The 14,510-nt window shown below is 55.8% G+C and carries 14 protein-coding genes and 1 tRNA gene; 5 read left to right on the top strand and 10 right to left on the bottom strand.

All coding sequences use genetic code 11. The annotated features are described in order from the left end of the window. Positions 1-18: 18 nt before the first annotated feature. The 3 genes from KHW85_RS03080 to KHW85_RS03070 all read right to left on the bottom strand — a co-directional run bounded on the left by KHW85_RS03080 (position 19) and on the right by KHW85_RS03070 (position 3,117). Positions 19-2,463: an HAD-IC family P-type ATPase gene (locus KHW85_RS03080; RefSeq protein WP_291458759.1), complete on the bottom strand. Its 2,445-nt coding sequence runs from the start codon at positions 2,461-2,463 to the stop codon at positions 19-21. 70 nt (positions 2,464-2,533) lie between these two features. Continuing rightward, complete coding sequence (locus KHW85_RS03075; protein ID WP_291458758.1) at positions 2,534-2,779, bottom strand: heavy metal-associated domain-containing protein; 246 nt, start codon at positions 2,777-2,779, stop codon at positions 2,534-2,536. Positions 2,780-2,832: 53 nt separating this feature from the next. Next, entirely contained in the window at positions 2,833-3,117 is a 285-nt protein-coding gene (locus tag KHW85_RS03070; protein ID WP_178705094.1) for a metal-sensitive transcriptional regulator, read from the bottom strand. A gap of 143 nt (positions 3,118-3,260) precedes the next feature. Between KHW85_RS03070 and KHW85_RS03065 the strand changes: the two genes are divergently transcribed. Continuing rightward, positions 3,261-4,658, top strand: coding sequence for a hypothetical protein (locus tag KHW85_RS03065; protein ID WP_291458757.1), 1,398 nt, complete (start codon positions 3,261-3,263; stop codon positions 4,656-4,658). Further along, the gene (locus KHW85_RS03060) at positions 4,645-5,250 is read left to right on the top strand and encodes a hypothetical protein (RefSeq protein WP_291458756.1); all 606 of its coding nucleotides are present in this window, start codon (positions 4,645-4,647) and stop codon (positions 5,248-5,250) included. The genes KHW85_RS03065 and KHW85_RS03060 overlap by 14 nt, the downstream gene beginning before the upstream one ends. Positions 5,251-5,257: 7 nt before the next feature. On the opposite strand, the gene purB is transcribed toward KHW85_RS03060, so the two are convergent. Next, positions 5,258-6,724, bottom strand: coding sequence for an adenylosuccinate lyase (purB, locus tag KHW85_RS03055; protein WP_291458755.1), 1,467 nt, complete (start codon positions 6,722-6,724; stop codon positions 5,258-5,260). Positions 6,725-6,942: 218 nt separating this feature from the next. Here purB and KHW85_RS03050 point away from each other — a divergent pair, with 218 nt between their 5' ends. Beyond that, positions 6,943-7,104 (top strand): hypothetical protein, encoded by a 162-nt coding sequence (locus tag KHW85_RS03050; protein WP_291458754.1) that lies wholly within the window; start codon positions 6,943-6,945, stop codon positions 7,102-7,104. Further along, the gene (locus KHW85_RS03045; RefSeq protein ID WP_291458753.1) at positions 7,101-8,729 is read left to right on the top strand and encodes a hypothetical protein; all 1,629 of its coding nucleotides are present in this window, start codon (positions 7,101-7,103) and stop codon (positions 8,727-8,729) included. The genes KHW85_RS03050 and KHW85_RS03045 overlap by 4 nt, the downstream gene beginning before the upstream one ends. 19 nt (positions 8,730-8,748) lie before the next feature. Here KHW85_RS03045 and KHW85_RS03040 read toward each other — a convergent pair whose 3' ends face one another. Together KHW85_RS03040 and KHW85_RS03035 are read right to left on the bottom strand one after the other, a co-directional pair. Further along, complete coding sequence (locus KHW85_RS03040; RefSeq protein ID WP_291458752.1) at positions 8,749-9,132, bottom strand: phage holin family protein; 384 nt, start codon at positions 9,130-9,132, stop codon at positions 8,749-8,751. A 33-nt stretch (positions 9,133-9,165) separates the two neighbouring features. Further along, the gene (locus KHW85_RS03035; RefSeq protein ID WP_291458751.1) at positions 9,166-9,963 is read right to left on the bottom strand and encodes a YwiC-like family protein; all 798 of its coding nucleotides are present in this window, start codon (positions 9,961-9,963) and stop codon (positions 9,166-9,168) included. A gap of 134 nt (positions 9,964-10,097) precedes the next feature. Between KHW85_RS03035 and KHW85_RS03030 the strand changes: the two genes are divergently transcribed. Continuing rightward, a complete protein-coding gene (locus KHW85_RS03030; protein ID WP_291458750.1) occupies positions 10,098-11,090 on the top strand; it encodes a bile acid:sodium symporter family protein in 993 nt (330 codons plus the stop codon). A 196-nt stretch (positions 11,091-11,286) separates the two neighbouring features. Here the strand turns inward: KHW85_RS03030 and KHW85_RS03025 are convergent, their stop codons facing one another. The 4 genes from KHW85_RS03025 to KHW85_RS03010 all read right to left on the bottom strand — a co-directional run bounded on the left by KHW85_RS03025 (position 11,287) and on the right by KHW85_RS03010 (position 14,509). Next, positions 11,287-12,483, bottom strand: a complete 1,197-nt coding sequence (locus KHW85_RS03025; RefSeq protein WP_291458749.1) for a glutamate--cysteine ligase — start codon at positions 12,481-12,483, stop codon at positions 11,287-11,289. Positions 12,484-12,495: 12 nt separating this feature from the next. Next, positions 12,496-13,263: a gamma-glutamyl-gamma-aminobutyrate hydrolase family protein gene (locus KHW85_RS03020; protein WP_291458748.1), complete on the bottom strand. Its 768-nt coding sequence runs from the start codon at positions 13,261-13,263 to the stop codon at positions 12,496-12,498. 110 nt (positions 13,264-13,373) lie between these two features. Beyond that, a tRNA-Pro gene (locus KHW85_RS03015) sits at positions 13,374-13,447 on the bottom strand. Between the two features lie 81 nt (positions 13,448-13,528). Beyond that, positions 13,529-14,509, bottom strand: a complete 981-nt coding sequence (locus KHW85_RS03010) for a metallophosphoesterase (RefSeq protein ID WP_291458747.1) — start codon at positions 14,507-14,509, stop codon at positions 13,529-13,531. Position 14,510: the final 1 nt, after the last annotated feature.

The raw sequence follows: 14,510 nt of genomic DNA, 5'->3' as shown, positions 1-14,510 counted from the left end.
GTGTATGAGAGTGGCACCTCAGTGCGCGCGGCGCAGCCTCATGGAGTTGAGGACAACACACACCGAGGACATGGCCATCGCAGCCGAAGCGAGCATCGGGTTGAGAAGCCCGAAAATCGCGAGCGGAATCACGAGGACGTTGTAGAAGAAGGCCCAGAAGAGGTTCTCTTTGATGACCTTCAGCGTTGCGCGCGAAATACGAATCGCAGCGGCAGCCATCGTTGGGTCTGAGCTCACCAGCGTCATATCAGCGACAGCGATCGCACTATCGGCACCCGAACCCATGGCAATACCCAAGCCCTGAGTCGAGGCCTGTGCCAGAGCAGCCGCGTCATTAACGCCGTCACCCACCATGGCTACCTGGTGGCCTTCTTCTTGAAGGCGCATCACCGCATCGCGCTTATCTGCGGGAAGAACTCCTGCAATAACCGAGTCAATCCCAACCTGCGAAGCGACAAAACGTGCTGCAGATTCGTGATCACCAGTGAGCAAGGTCGGAGTGATACCCAAGGCCTTAAGTTGGGCAATCGCATCCTTCGATGACTCCTTCACCGTGTCACGCACAACGAAGGCACCCAGAAGCACGCCATCGAGGTGCTCGGGAAGTTCGCGCGTTTGAGGTGTGAGTGTCGCTGTGGGTGCTTGAGCGGAAGCAAGCCGACGCGAACGTACCTGAGGCTCGTAGCCCGCTGCCTTCACAACCTCTTCAAGCTGCGCATCGCTGTAATCGTGTGAAAGGGTGATTCGAGCGCTCTCAGTTGCCAGGTTGACCTGGGCGTGAACGCCATCGAGCTTGCCCAACTTGCGCTCAACTCTGCGAACGCAGGAAGCACAGGTCATGCCGCCCACGGCCATATCGACGATGATTCCGCCATCCTCGTTCTCTTGCGTGGGCTCCGAAGCCTGCGTCGGGTCCGTATCACCAGCGGAGGAAGTTTCCTGCCAGCCCTCAACGCGCGCGCTGGCCACAACGGTCGCTCCCGTGGCCTCGGCCTCGGAGATCGCGGAAAGCGCAGACTGAGGAAGGGAAATGCCAAGCTCACCCAGCCAGCTCACGCGGCCGGCCAGAAGGAGTGCGCCGTCCTCGGCGAGCGCGGAAACCCCAAGTCCGGGGTGGTTGCGCAGCTCGCGAACCGGGTGCGAGGGAAGCTCGCGCTCGTGGGCAGCCGCAGTAAGCGCGCGGGCAATCGGGTGCTCCGAGGCAGATTCCAGCGAGGCGGTCACGCTGAGCGCATCCTCGCTGGCCTGGGCATCGGGAGAATTTGCGCTTCCATCGGGAAGGATCACGGACTCCAAAGACATGGCCCCCTTTGTTAAGGTGCCGGTCTTATCAAGGAGGATCGTGTCGATGCTGCGCGTGCGCTCAAGGACCTCAGCGGAAGAAATGAGGATACCCATCTGCGCGGCCTTGCCCGAACCTACAAGGAGTGCGGTTGGCGTAGCCAGACCAAGAGCACAGGGGCAGGCAACAACCAGGACGGCAACGGCTGCGGTGATTGCGCTTTGAACGCCAGCTCCGGCAATGAGCCATCCCGCCAAAGTCAGTAGGGAAAGCACAATGATCGTCGGAACGAACACCGAAGAAATACGGTCCGCAAGACGTTGGACGGGGGCCTTTGTTGCCTGAGCCTCGGTAATCATCTGACCGATGTGAGCCAGCTGGGTTTCGGATCCAACGGCGGTTGCGCGGACGATCAATGCTCCCGAGGTGTTGAGGGTCCCTCCGGTGACCGCGCTACCAGGGGATACTTCGCGGGGAAGAGATTCACCCGTCATGAGCGAGGTATCCAAGGCGCTGGAGCCCTCTTCAACAATGCCGTCGGTTGCAACCTTGTCTCCGGGGCGAACCTGGAAGAGGTCTCCGACGCGAAGTTCAGCTGCGGGGATGGTGCGGAACTGGCGATCCGAGCCGTTTCCTTCAACGAGGATTGCGTCCTTCGCACCGAGCTCAAGAAGAGAACGCAAGGCATCACCGGAGTGGTAGCGCGTCCGTGCCTCCATCAGCCTGCCGGCCAGAAGGAAAGTAACGATTGCACAGGCACCCTCGAAGTAGATTTCTGCGTGCGTTGCGTGGCTGCTCGCTGGGATGAGCGACGTCTGCATGCGCATGCCGATCATGCCTGCGCCGCCAAAGAGTAGGGCATACCACGACCACAAGCTCGAGGCGATGACACCGAGGGAGACCAGGGTATCCATGGTCGAAGATCCATGGCGTCCGGCCTGGAAGGCAGCGCGATGGAAGGGGGCGGCACCCCAGATCACGACGGGTAGCGAGAGGAAAGCGACGACCCACTGCCAGCCGGGGAATTGAAGTGGAGGAACCATGGACAGGCCCAGAACGATGATGGTGAAGGGGAGGGTCACAAGGAAGCGGTTGCGTAGATCCGCAGCGCGGCGCAGCAGGCCGTCTCCTAAGTGTTCGCTCTCAGTATTAGTTGATGTGTGGTGAGTTTCGGTAGTCATTCTGATCGATTCTGTCGCGTGTGGTTCACGGGATATCCGGGGGCCCTGATGGCGCCCCCGGATGAGGAGATCAGAAATCGCGAGCGATTCCGACCAGTTCGTAGCCGGCCTCGGAAACAGCATCGCGTAGAGCGTTGTCATCGAGTTCGGTGTTGGTGACAACGGTGGCCTTCGAGGTTGCGCCGGAGTTGAGGATGACCTCGACGTTCAGGACGCCGGGGACCTCACTCAGTTCTTCGGTGACAGATGCGACGCAGTGTCCGCAGGTCATTCCGTTGATGGAGAGTTCGACGGTGCGGTCAATTTCCTGTGCCATGATGGCGCCTTTCTTTGGTGGTGGGAAAAATGGAGAGACGTTACGGTGCGCGCTTAGGACTTCACCAGTCGCGCGATTGCCTTTGCGGCTTCTTGGATCTTTTCGCGTCCTTCTTCTTCGCTGTGTTGAGCGGCGTGAAGGACGCAGTGATTCATGTGGTCTTCAAGGAGGCACAGTGCGACGGAGTCCAGCGCTGACTGCACTGCCGAGATTTGAGTGAGGACATCAATGCAGTAGGTATCCTCTGCAACCATTCGTTGCAACCCCCTGAGTTGGCCTTCGATTCTGCGAAGGCGCTTGAGGTAGTGCTCGGTTTCTTCGGTATATCCGTGGGCCATGGTGTTCCTCCTTGTGCTTCTAAATATACCCCCTGGGGGTATATACGTCAATAGGAAATATAGTGAGGGAAACTCTCGTTGATTCAATCTGGACGCAGATGCACGTCAGGGGGCTTAGGCTTGCACCAAGGGAAGGAGAGGTAATGAGACGACACCACCACCGCTCGTATTACGCACGACGTCGTGTGCCGGGGTCTTTTACTTCCCTCTACCTGCGTGCGAAAATGATCCCGCTTGCACCTAAACTGCTCTCCGCGCTCGCGGTTGCTGGGGCCTCGACACTGGGATTTCTTCCATCGGATATTCGCTCGCGTCTCCGAATGGAGTCAGATCGTCTGGGTGAACAGGTATCAGAACAATCCCAATCGATCTTCTTCCGGGACCCCGGATTGGACACGCTTTTTGTTCGTGTCCTCTGTGGCATCGCTGGTAGTGCCGGGAAAATCGTTCGCGCAGCAGCGGCACTGGACTCTGTCATTGGATTGGATCGCACAGGTAAACTTCAACGCTTAGCGCAGGTAACGCCTCGTGATGGCTATGAAGTGATGATGGTGGGAATGCTCATTGTCGGTACTTCGCTGGGGCAAATGACCGGTGGAGCTGCACATGCAGATAAGTACTTTGATTCTGATGGTGGCCAGGATTTTATTGAGATTCCAGGGCAACCGCGTTCTCAGGTCAAGCGTCTTTGGGCGCCGCGCTCGCTCCAAGACATGGCAGCGGATATCGATGACATGTACTGGGCTGGCACCTATGGGCAGTCCATTAAAATCACGCGCGTAGGCCAGGGGAAGACACGTCGTTGGCTCGTTTCAATTCCCGGAACACAGCACTTCGATACCCCATCCACCCCCAACCCGGCAGACATGGAGGCCAATATTCGAGAGGCATTGGGAATGCCCTCGTCTATGCGCGCGGGCATTATTGTGGCACTTCACCAGGCGATGAGTGAAGAAGGAGTTGCTCCCGAAGGCTTTGCTACGGAGCCAGTGATGCTTGCTGGTCATTCTCAGGGCGGTCTGATCGCAGTGAATTTGGCAAGCCTATCTGCGCAGGAAACAGGAATCGATGTCCGAGCAATTCTTGCCATGGGAGCTCCCGCTAGGCGAACACGAATTCGTCCAGAAGTTGTCATGGTCGATATTGCCCATGATCAGGATGTTGTTCCATCCACTGATGGGACACCGGCTCGTGCCCCCGATCATCGGATCATGGTGGGACGAAAGCTCATTCAGCCACGACTGCGCGCCCTGTACTATGCGCATTCTTCATCGACGTACACCGAAACGGTGGGGCACCTCGAGCGTCGCAGTGCTATCACCCAGTGGGATCGAGTTGGACAGGCGGTTCGCTCGCTCCAAGCGATGCTCCCACAGGGCGATGAGCCTACTCGCGTGCGTATTTATGACGTGTGGCAAGAGCTCGATGATCCGAATTCGGGAGTGTGGTCTCGAGTGAAGGGCATTCATGCTCGGCAACTCACCTGTAATGCACAAGAACCTGAGCACAATCACGATGGGGTCACACATGGAAGCGAATAGATCACTCAAGCGGATCTTGGGAATGATGAATGGCTCTGCGCTCCAGCGCATCTCTGACGATATCCCACGGATTTCTAACCCTCTGGGCCTCGCTGCTATGGGAATTGCAACGCTCGGAGTAGGAGCTGCACTTACGCGTCTGCGACCAAGCAATAGGGAAGGGCGCTCTCAGCGCTTCGCCCGCATGATCGAGGCGAGGCTTCGCGCAACCCTAGAAAAGCAGGTCACGCGGGGTGAATACGGCAATGTGAATTCCGCTCCATGGGATGTTGATCGCTGCGAGGTTCAGGTTAACGAAGGCTTTGGGAAACCAACCGTGGTTAGCTTCACTGTAGTAATGACGGCCTGCGGCGAAGAGCTAGCGGAAGACCTTCGTGCGCGTGCTGCGCAGGGTCTACTGGCTGCGGCTGTAGAGGCAGCATGGCGTAATCCCGAAATTGCGCCGATCGTCATTGAAGGCAAGCTTCAAAATGACGATGAGGACATCGTCGACATGCGTGCTCTGGGCTACTCTTCCCTCCAGGTGCGCCCCGAAGAGCTCTTCGAGCGCTTGGGGGCACCCGCATTTGATAGTGGCTGGAAGCCCGTCTAAACCAGCGTTACTCTGCGCTGATCCAATCGACCATATCGGGTGCATAACCCGTGTAGGTCTCAGGAGTGAGCTCCATGAGTCGCTGCTTCTGGTCTTCGGGCAGATCTAAAGAAGATACAAACTCACGCAGACGGTGGATATCGATATTGTGTCCGCGCGTCAGTTCCTTCATGCGTTCGTAGGGGTTCTGCATACCGTCGCGTCCCTCAAGGGAGGCAAGACGCATGACCTGCTGAATGGCCTCGGAAAGAACTTCGGGATGCTGAGCCAATTCCTCAGCCATGACCTGTGAATTGAGTTCAATCCCCTCTAAACCACGGGTCAAATTATCAATCGCAACAAGCGAGTGCCCCAAAGCTACCCCGATATTGCGCTGAGTTGAGGAATCCGTTAGATCGCGCTGAAGCCTTGACGTCACCAAAGTCTGAGCAAGGGTTTCCAACAGCGCGCAGGAAATCTCAAAATTAGCCTCGGCATTCTCAAAACGAATGGGGTTGACCTTATGCGGCATTGTCGAAGAGCCGGTTGACCCTTGCGCACCAAGCTTTTGATGGAAATAACCCAAAGAAATGTAGGTCCAACAATCCGTCGAAAGATTATGAGCAATGCGTCCGAAGCGCGAAATATCGCTGTAGAGCTCGCTTTGCCAGTCATGAGACTCGATCTGAGTCGTCAACGGGTTCCACGTCAGACCGAGGCGCTCCACAAAATCTTTCGTAAGAAGCGGCCAGGGAACCTGGGGCAGTGCAATGCGGTGAGCGGCCCAAGTTCCAGTGGCTCCATTCATTTTGCCCAAGTATTCCGCGTCTTCAATTCGCGAGAGCTGGCGAGAGAGGCGATAGGCGAAAACCGCCAATTCCTTACCCATAGTGACTGGAGTTGCCGGTTGGCCGTGGGTACGCGCGAGCATGGGAACATCCGCGCCATTTTGAGCCAATTCAAGAAGCCGCGAATATAGTGCCTGTGCACGAGGCAACCACACTTGGCGAACGGCAGCTTGAACATTGAGCGCATACGAGAGGTTATTGATGTCCTCTGAGGTCGCAAAAATATGGACCAGCGGACGAAGCGAGGGAAGTACGGTGTCAACACCGAGAAGATCGCGCGCTGCCTCAATGCGATGATCAATGTAGTACTCGACTGCCTTCACGTCGTGGCGGGTTTCGGCTTCGATCTGGGCGAGTTCAGCAATGGAATTTGCGTTGAAATTCTGCGGAAGTGCACGCAGGTAGTCCAATTCGGCATCAGAGATCTCAGGTGCGTGGGCAATGATGCCCCGTCGCAGCAGCTCAATCATCCACTCAATCTCGACAAAAATTCGGGTTCGATTGAGTGCGGCCTCTGAAAGGTACTGAGTCAGTTCTTGGGTTTGAGGACGGTAGCGACCATCCAGCGGAGAAAGCGCCTGGCCAGTTGCTGCTAGGTCTGCGTATCCCATTTCGGGCGAAAACATGGGTCCTTGCTGCGAAGTCATGTCTTAATCATCTCAGACCGAGGGCGCATTGCCACGGGACCAGGGTTTGAAACCTTGTATTCACGCACAGTCGTGACGGGTTATCGGTGTTTTCCACAGAAATTCTGATGTGTCTGAAGCGAGAAGAGCACCTTCATACTCTGACACCTATGTGGATGTTCACGGTATGTCAGTCGCTTCAGGTAATAGCAGACAATTGTGCGGATATCGCAGCGACAATGAATGAGTTTTCTCTGTCGTCATGGACCGGAAACGGAAGTGAAGGTGCGCGCGTAGAAATTGATCAAATTGCGAAGGGATCGAGTTCTTGGTCTGCACTGGCATCGCAGCTGAAAGAACTTGCGCAACTGGAAATGGCAAGTCTGGAGGGACACTCATGAGCGATGAATCCGTGTCGTGGATGCTTGTCTCTTCTTCGCAGACGCGCATCGATACTGAGGCATTGGTAGATGATGTCCTCGCAATGAGGAAAATCAAAGATGCCTGTGATGAACAGCTAGAAATGCTTGCAGGCATGATTCAAGACTTGAGGATTCATAAGTGTGGAGAGCTGGCCGATCACTTTTACTCACTTGGCGCGCACCTTAGTGAGCGGATGGATAGTTGTGCGAAAAAGCTTGCCTATGTTGCGCGGATCCACTCTGGTGCCGAGGCCGATGTCCGAGCCTACCAACGCACCTGTGCTCGTTTAGACGGCGCTCTGGGATTCAATACCTGGGGAGGTGGCTTAGTGCTCTCGCAAAAGATTGGACGTTTCGGAAAGTACTTAAATCCAAACCTTCCCTTTCTCATGGCTCCTGTTGGATTGGTTCACGGAGGGGTGATTGTTGCAACCCACGGCTATTCCTTCGTCCATCAACCAAAGGATGCAGAGCTGGGTATTCGGACCCAGTATGACGTTGGCGAAATCGCCAGGATGCTCAGTGGTACGAATTCGCATGAGAACGCAGAAGTGACGCGAGATGCCGCGGCCCAAGCATCGACGTTCTATGCGGCCATGGGCTGGTTAATGTTTGGCCGACATAGTGGAGTGCGGGTTTCGGCACAGGCGCTTCCGGGTACTTCCGGTGGGGGAGCTCCATCAAGTACCCGGATATTAGAAGGTGTTGCTGATGGCGGAAAAGTACGCACATACTGTGGGGCTTTCGGAGTTGCCCTCTATGCGGCGCATAGCGTTATTGACTACCCCAAACACGCACCGACGGTCCAGCAGGCAGCGTCGGGAGTTACGCAAAGTGGAAGTGGAGCTCCCCCTCATGTGAATACTCCACTTCAGGCCTCGGCAGCCCTTGAGAGGATTGGAGAACTGCGCTCAAGCGCGGATGAAGGCCAGATCGAGATCCTTCAGCATGCCACTACAGATGAACAGGGCCAGGAACGCCGTTCGTGGTCCGTCATGATTCGAGGAACGCAGAAATGGGGACCCGGCGAGGATAATCCCCAGGACCTGCTGACGAACCTTCAAGCTGTTGGTCAATCTGACTCAGATCAGCTTCGTGCAGTGAAGTCGGCTATGGATATGGCAGGAATTCGCAGTGATGAACCCGTTGAGTTCATCGGGCATTCACAAGGTGGAATCATCGCTGCTCAGCTGGCCTCCGAAAGCGATATTCGCGCACGCTACAGCGTGGCCTCGGTTCTGACAGCGGGATCTCCTGTCGCCGGTTTTCACCCAGACCCCGGTGTTCCCATGCTCAATTTGGAAAATACACGCGATATCGTTCCTGCCCTTGATGGTGCGGCAAATATTAATCGGGGAAATGCGCTCACCTTGCATTTTGATAGTGAACACTTGGATGTGAAGCAGGGCAGTGACAATCCTATTGCTGCGCACGACATTGAAACCTACACGCAGGCAATCCGCGAATGCGAGCAGGTGAATCCGCAACAGAACCCCAATATTGGGGAAGTAATTCGTTGGGAAGAAGAAAGAAGAACTCGGCTAGGTATCACCGATAGGACGCAGACGCGCTCTTATATCTTTGATACCCGCCGAGTGACGTGATGTGTGAGCGAGAGAAGAATCAATCCTTCTTGGATGCTCCAGTTAAGCTTCCAAACAGCGAAGAGACAACAGCGGTGATAATCGCACCGATAATTGCCGCGCCAATTCCAGAGACAGAGAAAGGAAGACCCAAAGAGTGGGCAACTCCGCTTGCCACCATGAAACCGATGCCATTAGTCACCAGAGCAAAGAGCCCGAAAGTGAGGATGTACAGGGGGAAGGCAAGGATTGAAACCAAGGGGCGCACGATCGAATTTACGATGGTGAAGACCAAGGCGATCAGGCCCAGCATGATGACTGTTTCAGTCAGGGTCGTGCCCTGTGAAATGACGATTCCAGGAACAATTTTGGCCGAGACCCACAGCCCCAAGCCGGTTCCGATAAGACGCAGAATAAAGTTCATGCGATTAATTATCGCCTATCACTGAGCAAGGAACTACGCGACGATCGCTATAACTGCGCTAAACATCAAGGCGCAGGCTAGATATTCGCCAATCCCAATGACCGCGGGGCGAAGCTTGATGCGTGATGACTTTTGTAATGCGGGAACAACGATCGCTCGCATAGAAAGCACGGTGAAAGCGATCAAAGACCAGAGCGGAATCACGTGGGTCACAACGCCGACAAGACCTGCCGCAAGTGTTGCTAGGTGCCAGGTAATGCAGACGGTGAACATGCGCGTGTCCCCGGCGCCTCGGATCAACGATCTCACGTAGAGAGTAGCGCCCAGCATGTATGCAGCAATTGCGGCTGCCGCACACCAGAGTTTGAGTGGTGAGTAGTCTTCAGCAACAACCCACACTGACAGCGGATAGGTGCATGAACTGGCCAGAACGCTAGCGAGGTGTGAGGGTAGTGAGCGTCGGCGCTTTCTCCACGCCTCGAATGTCGCAATTGCACAGAAGAATGTCACGGGGATCAGGATTCGCGCGACAGGATGCGGGTGAAGAATGATGACTGGGATCCCGCATGCAGCCGCGATTGCCGCCCAGGTCGCCATTGCCGGTAGGTAGGTTTGGCGACGCTGAGGTGCAGCCGCCATGTACAGGGTGAGTGCGTGATAGCTGCAGTAGGCCGCTGTCCATGCGGCAAGTAAAAGGAACTGAATGGGCTGAGGTTTCAGGGTGCAGATTCCGACAGCGATGGGAAGAGCAGTCATTACCCACGCGCCATGCTCGTTTGAAAGCCATCCTCGGCGAATAAGTGAGCGCATCCGTGATCCTCGTCGATTCATGGGCAACAGTGTAGTGCCCCTATTCACTAAGGCAAACCTAAGAAAAATGCGAATTCTGTGCCGGTGCTCACCAACATCCCATTCACTGAGACATACTTTTTCTGAAGTGGGTCAAGAGCGCAATAGTTATAGGTATGTCAACAAACGATACACGCGAAGAAACCGCCCCATTCTCGGTTGCCGCTCAGCCCGAGCTCTCTGAGGAAGACCGCTCTGCACGCATCGCGGTCACCGTATTCCCGCTGATTATTATCGCAGCATTCGCTCTGGGGCTGATTTATCCGACCCATGCAGCAAAGCTTGCCTCGGGTGTGAATATTGGCCTGGGCATCATTATGTTCGGCATGGGCCTAACCCTGACCCTTCCTGACTTCGCACTTGTCGTGAAGCGTCCCCTACCCGTCATTGTCGGTGTTATCGCGCAGTATGTGATTATGCCTGGAGTTGCTTTCCTCCTCACCAAGGCGCTCAACCTCGATCCGGCAATCGCAGCCGGCGTCATCTTGGTCGGGTGCGCCCCGGGTGGAACCGCCTCGAATGTTATCTCTTACTTGGCTAAGGGTGACGTTGCACTTTCGGTGACCATGACATCGATTTCCACTCTGCTGGCACCCTTCATGACCCCCCTTCTCACCATGTGGCTTGCCGGTCAGTACATGCCTGTTGATGCAAAGAAGATGGCAATCTCGATTGTTCAGATCGTTCTGATCCCCGTCGTCGCAGGCCTCGTCGTCCGTATGCTTGCTGGCCGTTACGTTGAAAAGATCCTCCCGGCTCTTCCCTGGATCTCCGTCCTTGGCATCTCCTACGTGCTGGCAGCAGTCGTTGGTAAGTCCGCCGACAAGATCATGGAATCCGCACTCATCGTCTTCATCGTGGTCATCCTTCACAACCTGCTGGGTTACTTCTTCGGATACTTCGCAGGCCGTATCTCGGGCGGCGATTACCGTGCAGCTCGTACGACCGCAATTGAAGTTGGTATGCAGAACTCGGCTTTGGCAGCCGGTTTGGCGACGAAGTACTTCAGCCCCGAGGCCGCGCTTCCTGGCGCTGTCTTCTCGGTCTGGCACAACCTATCCGGTGCACTGTTGGCGATGTTCTTCCGCCGCTTTGGAAAGCAGGGCTGAACAGGCGCTGAAGGGAAATATCCAACAGCATCACAGTTTTGCTTTCACGTCGGAATAGTACCGACCTGAAACTTGTGGGGCGACGCAGCGGATATCGCATGTGTCGCCCCACCTGTATGTCATGCAAGCTGGAGTCAGGCTTGGCGCCTACCAGAATTTTCGGATGCCCAGTAGTGCCGGAATACCAGAGCCGTTCCTAGTTGTGGTTCCCCGAACGAGGTGTGTGTGCACCTTCCGTGAAGGCGTTAATAGTCACCTGCGGACCAAGCGGATGGCCGGCGCGAGTCTCTGCACGTAGGTGCGAAACAACGGCCTCGAGACTGCCGCAGGCATCAGCAACCGCCTTCTGACGCTGGTAGCCCACACCAATGCTGCGCATCGTTGAAATGAAATCCAACTCTTCTGCGCAATCAAGGTCCTGCGCAACAGGGCGCAGTTTTTCAATCATTTCATCCAGCAGCTCGTCGATGTGACGCTCATTGCCGTGAATGTCTTCGATCAGAATGGCATCCATCCCGTAACGTGCCGCACGCCACTTGTTCTCAGCCAAGAACCACGGTGAGGTGGTCGGAAGTTCTTCGCCTCGATCAAGAGCACGTGAACCGTATTCAACCAGGCAGTGAATAAGTGCGGCGATCGCTCCAATTTCAGCCGCATTGCTGGAAGAATCGCAGACGCGCACTTCCAGTGTGCCAAGCCTAGGCGAGGGGCGAATATCCCAACGGATCTCATCAAAATTAGAGATGATGCCGGTGTGCATCATGTCGCGAGTGTAATGTTCCAATTCTTCCCAGCGGGTAAAAAGCTGAGGGACGCCCGCCGTGGGAAGCTGCTGGAAAACCATCGCCCGATTGTCGCAGTAGCCCGTGTCCGTCCCCGCCCAATAGGGTGACGAGGCCGTCAGGGCTTGGATTCGCCCGAGCTGAGTGGAGAGGAAGGCAAGAAGGGGAAGAACCTTGGCGCGCTCCTCAATCCCAACGTGAACATGCGTGCCAAAAATCAGCATTTGGCGACCCCAGAACTGGGTGCGATTGACCAATTCGGCATAGCGTTTTGAGTCTGAAACTCGCTGGTGTGCAGGGTTAGCAAATGGGTGAGACCCTGCGCTTGTAAGGTCGACGCGGAGTGCCGATGTGATCGGCTCAAGCATCTCCAAGCCCTCATTGAGATCGGCAATGGCATCGCGGACACGTGTCTGTTTGCGAGAAACTAATTCCACTGTATTGCGCAGCATTTCACCGTGAACAAGTGTATTTCCCGGATACTGTGCACAGACTTGAGTGATAATTGCCTGCGCACATTGGCGGAGGTCTTCAGAATCGATATCGATGAGCTGGAGTTCCCACTCAACGCCAAGTGTTGAACGTTCAGATTGTGCGAACGAGATGGCCATAGCTCCCCTTGCTCAAGCTTGTTGGTAGCGGTGGATAAAGGATGCCAGTAGGTCGTGGGCGGGTTGAGTATTCGCAGCGTCGCAGCGCGCAACTACCGCGGGCTTCTCTTCTGCAGGATAGTAGGTGTCACCATAGGTCTCAATGCGTAGGTGCATCCCATCTCGGGTAATTTCCGGGTGAAATTGCGTGCCATAGATGTTCTTTCCCCAGCGAAGAATCTGGACATGGCAGCGAGTTCCGGTCGCCAGAAGTTCGGCTCCCTGTGGGATAGATCCAATTGCATCGGCGTGGCCGGTGTAGGCGTGGAATTTTGGCGGAAGCTTACCGGTCAGGGGGTCGGCAAGTCCGGCCTCGGTCAAGGAAATTTCGGGGGCCTGGAGATCCTCAGAGAAGCCCTCAACGATGGGCGCTCCCGAGGTTCGAGCCAGGGATTGCAAGCCAAAACAGATGCCGAAAGTCGGGAAATCGCGCTCCAGAAGGATGGATGTCAAGGCATCGATACGTTCTTCAACGCGCAGGTGCTCGGGAGTTTTCTGCTCATGAGGGTGCTCGAAACCGAAAGGAGAGCCGGTAATGATGACACCCGAATACTGGTCCAAGTCGATATCACTGGCCGGGTGCGGTGAAGCGGCATCAACTAACGGAAGTGGGTGAAGATCGCTGTCACTGAGCTGACCGATTGCCTTCATCGACGCCAGTTCATCTCGCGCAAGAATACCGTCTGGTCGGCACACGGCCACCAGGAAGGGTCGAGAAGAAGCGGGTCGAGAAGCGTTCATAACGTCACGCTATCAGCCGTATCAAACAGATGCGCGCGACGGTGCGGAAGATGGGATTGTGTAACGGGTAGAAAAAACCCGCAGCACCAAACGATGCTGCGGGAATCACGTCGGGGTGGCGGGATTTGAACCCACGGCCTCTTCGTCCCGAACGAAGCGCGCTACCAAGCTGCGCCACACCCCGTGACCGTTTGAGTATAGCCGTCCAAAGCCAGTGCGCAAAATTTTGGACGCCAAGGTCTGGAGTATTACCCGTTTGCCGTGTTCAGTCGTGAATTGTCAAGATCGAGGCCTCGGGGCGGGTGGCGATACGCACCCGAGCGTAAGGGGAGGTACCCAAGCCCGCGGAGACGTGCAGCCATGCATTCTCGCTGGCACTGGTCTCCCACACGTGCAATCCCTTGCCAAACTCACGGGGAAGATCGCAATTGGTCACCAGGGAGGTCACGCCCGGGAGTCCAATCTGACCACCGTGAGTGTGGCCTGCAAGGATCACTTCTGCACCCAAGTGGGTCATTGAGTCGAGCACGCGCGTGTAGGGCGCATGGGTCACACCCATGCGAATTGCTCCAGAGGATAGCCAACTTTGCGATAGCCCAGTGATGGAGTCGCGGTTAATGTGCGGGTCATCGACACCCAGCAGAGCAAGAGGAGCAGGTGTGTAGCTGAACTCGTCGACGTCTGTCGTGGTCTCCGTCTGGTAAGGCTCCACAAGTGCCGAAGAATTCGACAAATCCGCCCAGCCCATCGTGCGCAGGTATGCCGCAAGTTCGGTCCACGGCAGGTCCACCGCGCGCTCGATCTTTCCTGATTCACGAGGTCGAAGGTAGCGAGTCCAGCTCTTGGGTTTCGGTGAATAGTAGTCGTTTGAACCGAAAACGAAAGCTCCGGGGAAATCAGAGAAAATTTCGTGAGCCTGGATCACCATTTCCAGCGCATCGGGACTGCCGAAGTTATCCCCGGTAGAGATCACGTAGTCGAATTGCTCGGTTTCGCGAATCTCTTGCAGGAAATCGAGAAGAAATTCTTGGCCTGCAAAAAGGTGCAGATCGGAGAAATGGAGGACCTTAGCCATTCGGTGATGACTGCGCAACATGGGCGTTGACAGTGCCGAAAGCGGGACATCGTAGTGGCGAAGGACAGGTCGACGCCGCTCGACACTTCCCCAGGCAAGAGCCGCAGTACCGCCCAGAGCAAGGGCGGCCGCGCCTCGGAATGCGTGCTTGACGAGTCGACGTGAAGTCATT

The organism is Actinomyces sp. oral taxon 181, from assembly GCF_018370895.1.
Taxonomy (GTDB): domain Bacteria; phylum Actinomycetota; class Actinomycetes; order Actinomycetales; family Actinomycetaceae; genus Pauljensenia.
This window is presented reverse-complemented; position numbering and strand designations above follow the sequence as displayed.

Bases quoted from the DNA above. Each gene is read 5' to 3' on its own strand.
- KHW85_RS03045 (WP_291458753.1), top strand. From the start codon at position 7,101: ATGAGCGATGAATCCGTGTCGTGGATGCTTGTCTCTTCTTCGCAGACG.
- KHW85_RS03035 (WP_291458751.1), bottom strand. From the start codon at position 9,963: ATGAATCGACGAGGATCACGGATGCGCTCACTTATTCGCCGAGGATGG.
- KHW85_RS03060 (WP_291458756.1), top strand. From the start codon at position 4,645: ATGGAAGCGAATAGATCACTCAAGCGGATCTTGGGAATGATGAATGGC.
- KHW85_RS03040 (WP_291458752.1), bottom strand. From the start codon at position 9,132: ATGAACTTTATTCTGCGTCTTATCGGAACCGGCTTGGGGCTGTGGGTC.
- KHW85_RS03010 (WP_291458747.1), bottom strand. From the start codon at position 14,509: ATGACTTCACGTCGACTCGTCAAGCACGCATTCCGAGGCGCGGCCGCC.
- KHW85_RS03030 (WP_291458750.1), top strand. From the start codon at position 10,098: ATGTCAACAAACGATACACGCGAAGAAACCGCCCCATTCTCGGTTGCC.
- KHW85_RS03075 (WP_291458758.1), bottom strand. From the start codon at position 2,779: ATGGCACAGGAAATTGACCGCACCGTCGAACTCTCCATCAACGGAATG.
- KHW85_RS03025 (WP_291458749.1), bottom strand. From the start codon at position 12,483: ATGGCCATCTCGTTCGCACAATCTGAACGTTCAACACTTGGCGTTGAG.
- KHW85_RS03065 (WP_291458757.1), top strand. From the start codon at position 3,261: ATGAGACGACACCACCACCGCTCGTATTACGCACGACGTCGTGTGCCG.
- KHW85_RS03080 (WP_291458759.1), bottom strand. From the start codon at position 2,463: ATGACTACCGAAACTCACCACACATCAACTAATACTGAGAGCGAACAC.
- purB (WP_291458755.1), bottom strand. From the start codon at position 6,724: ATGACTTCGCAGCAAGGACCCATGTTTTCGCCCGAAATGGGATACGCA.
- KHW85_RS03070 (WP_178705094.1), bottom strand. From the start codon at position 3,117: ATGGCCCACGGATATACCGAAGAAACCGAGCACTACCTCAAGCGCCTT.
- KHW85_RS03020 (WP_291458748.1), bottom strand. From the start codon at position 13,263: ATGAACGCTTCTCGACCCGCTTCTTCTCGACCCTTCCTGGTGGCCGTG.
- KHW85_RS03050 (WP_291458754.1), top strand. From the start codon at position 6,943: ATGAATGAGTTTTCTCTGTCGTCATGGACCGGAAACGGAAGTGAAGGT.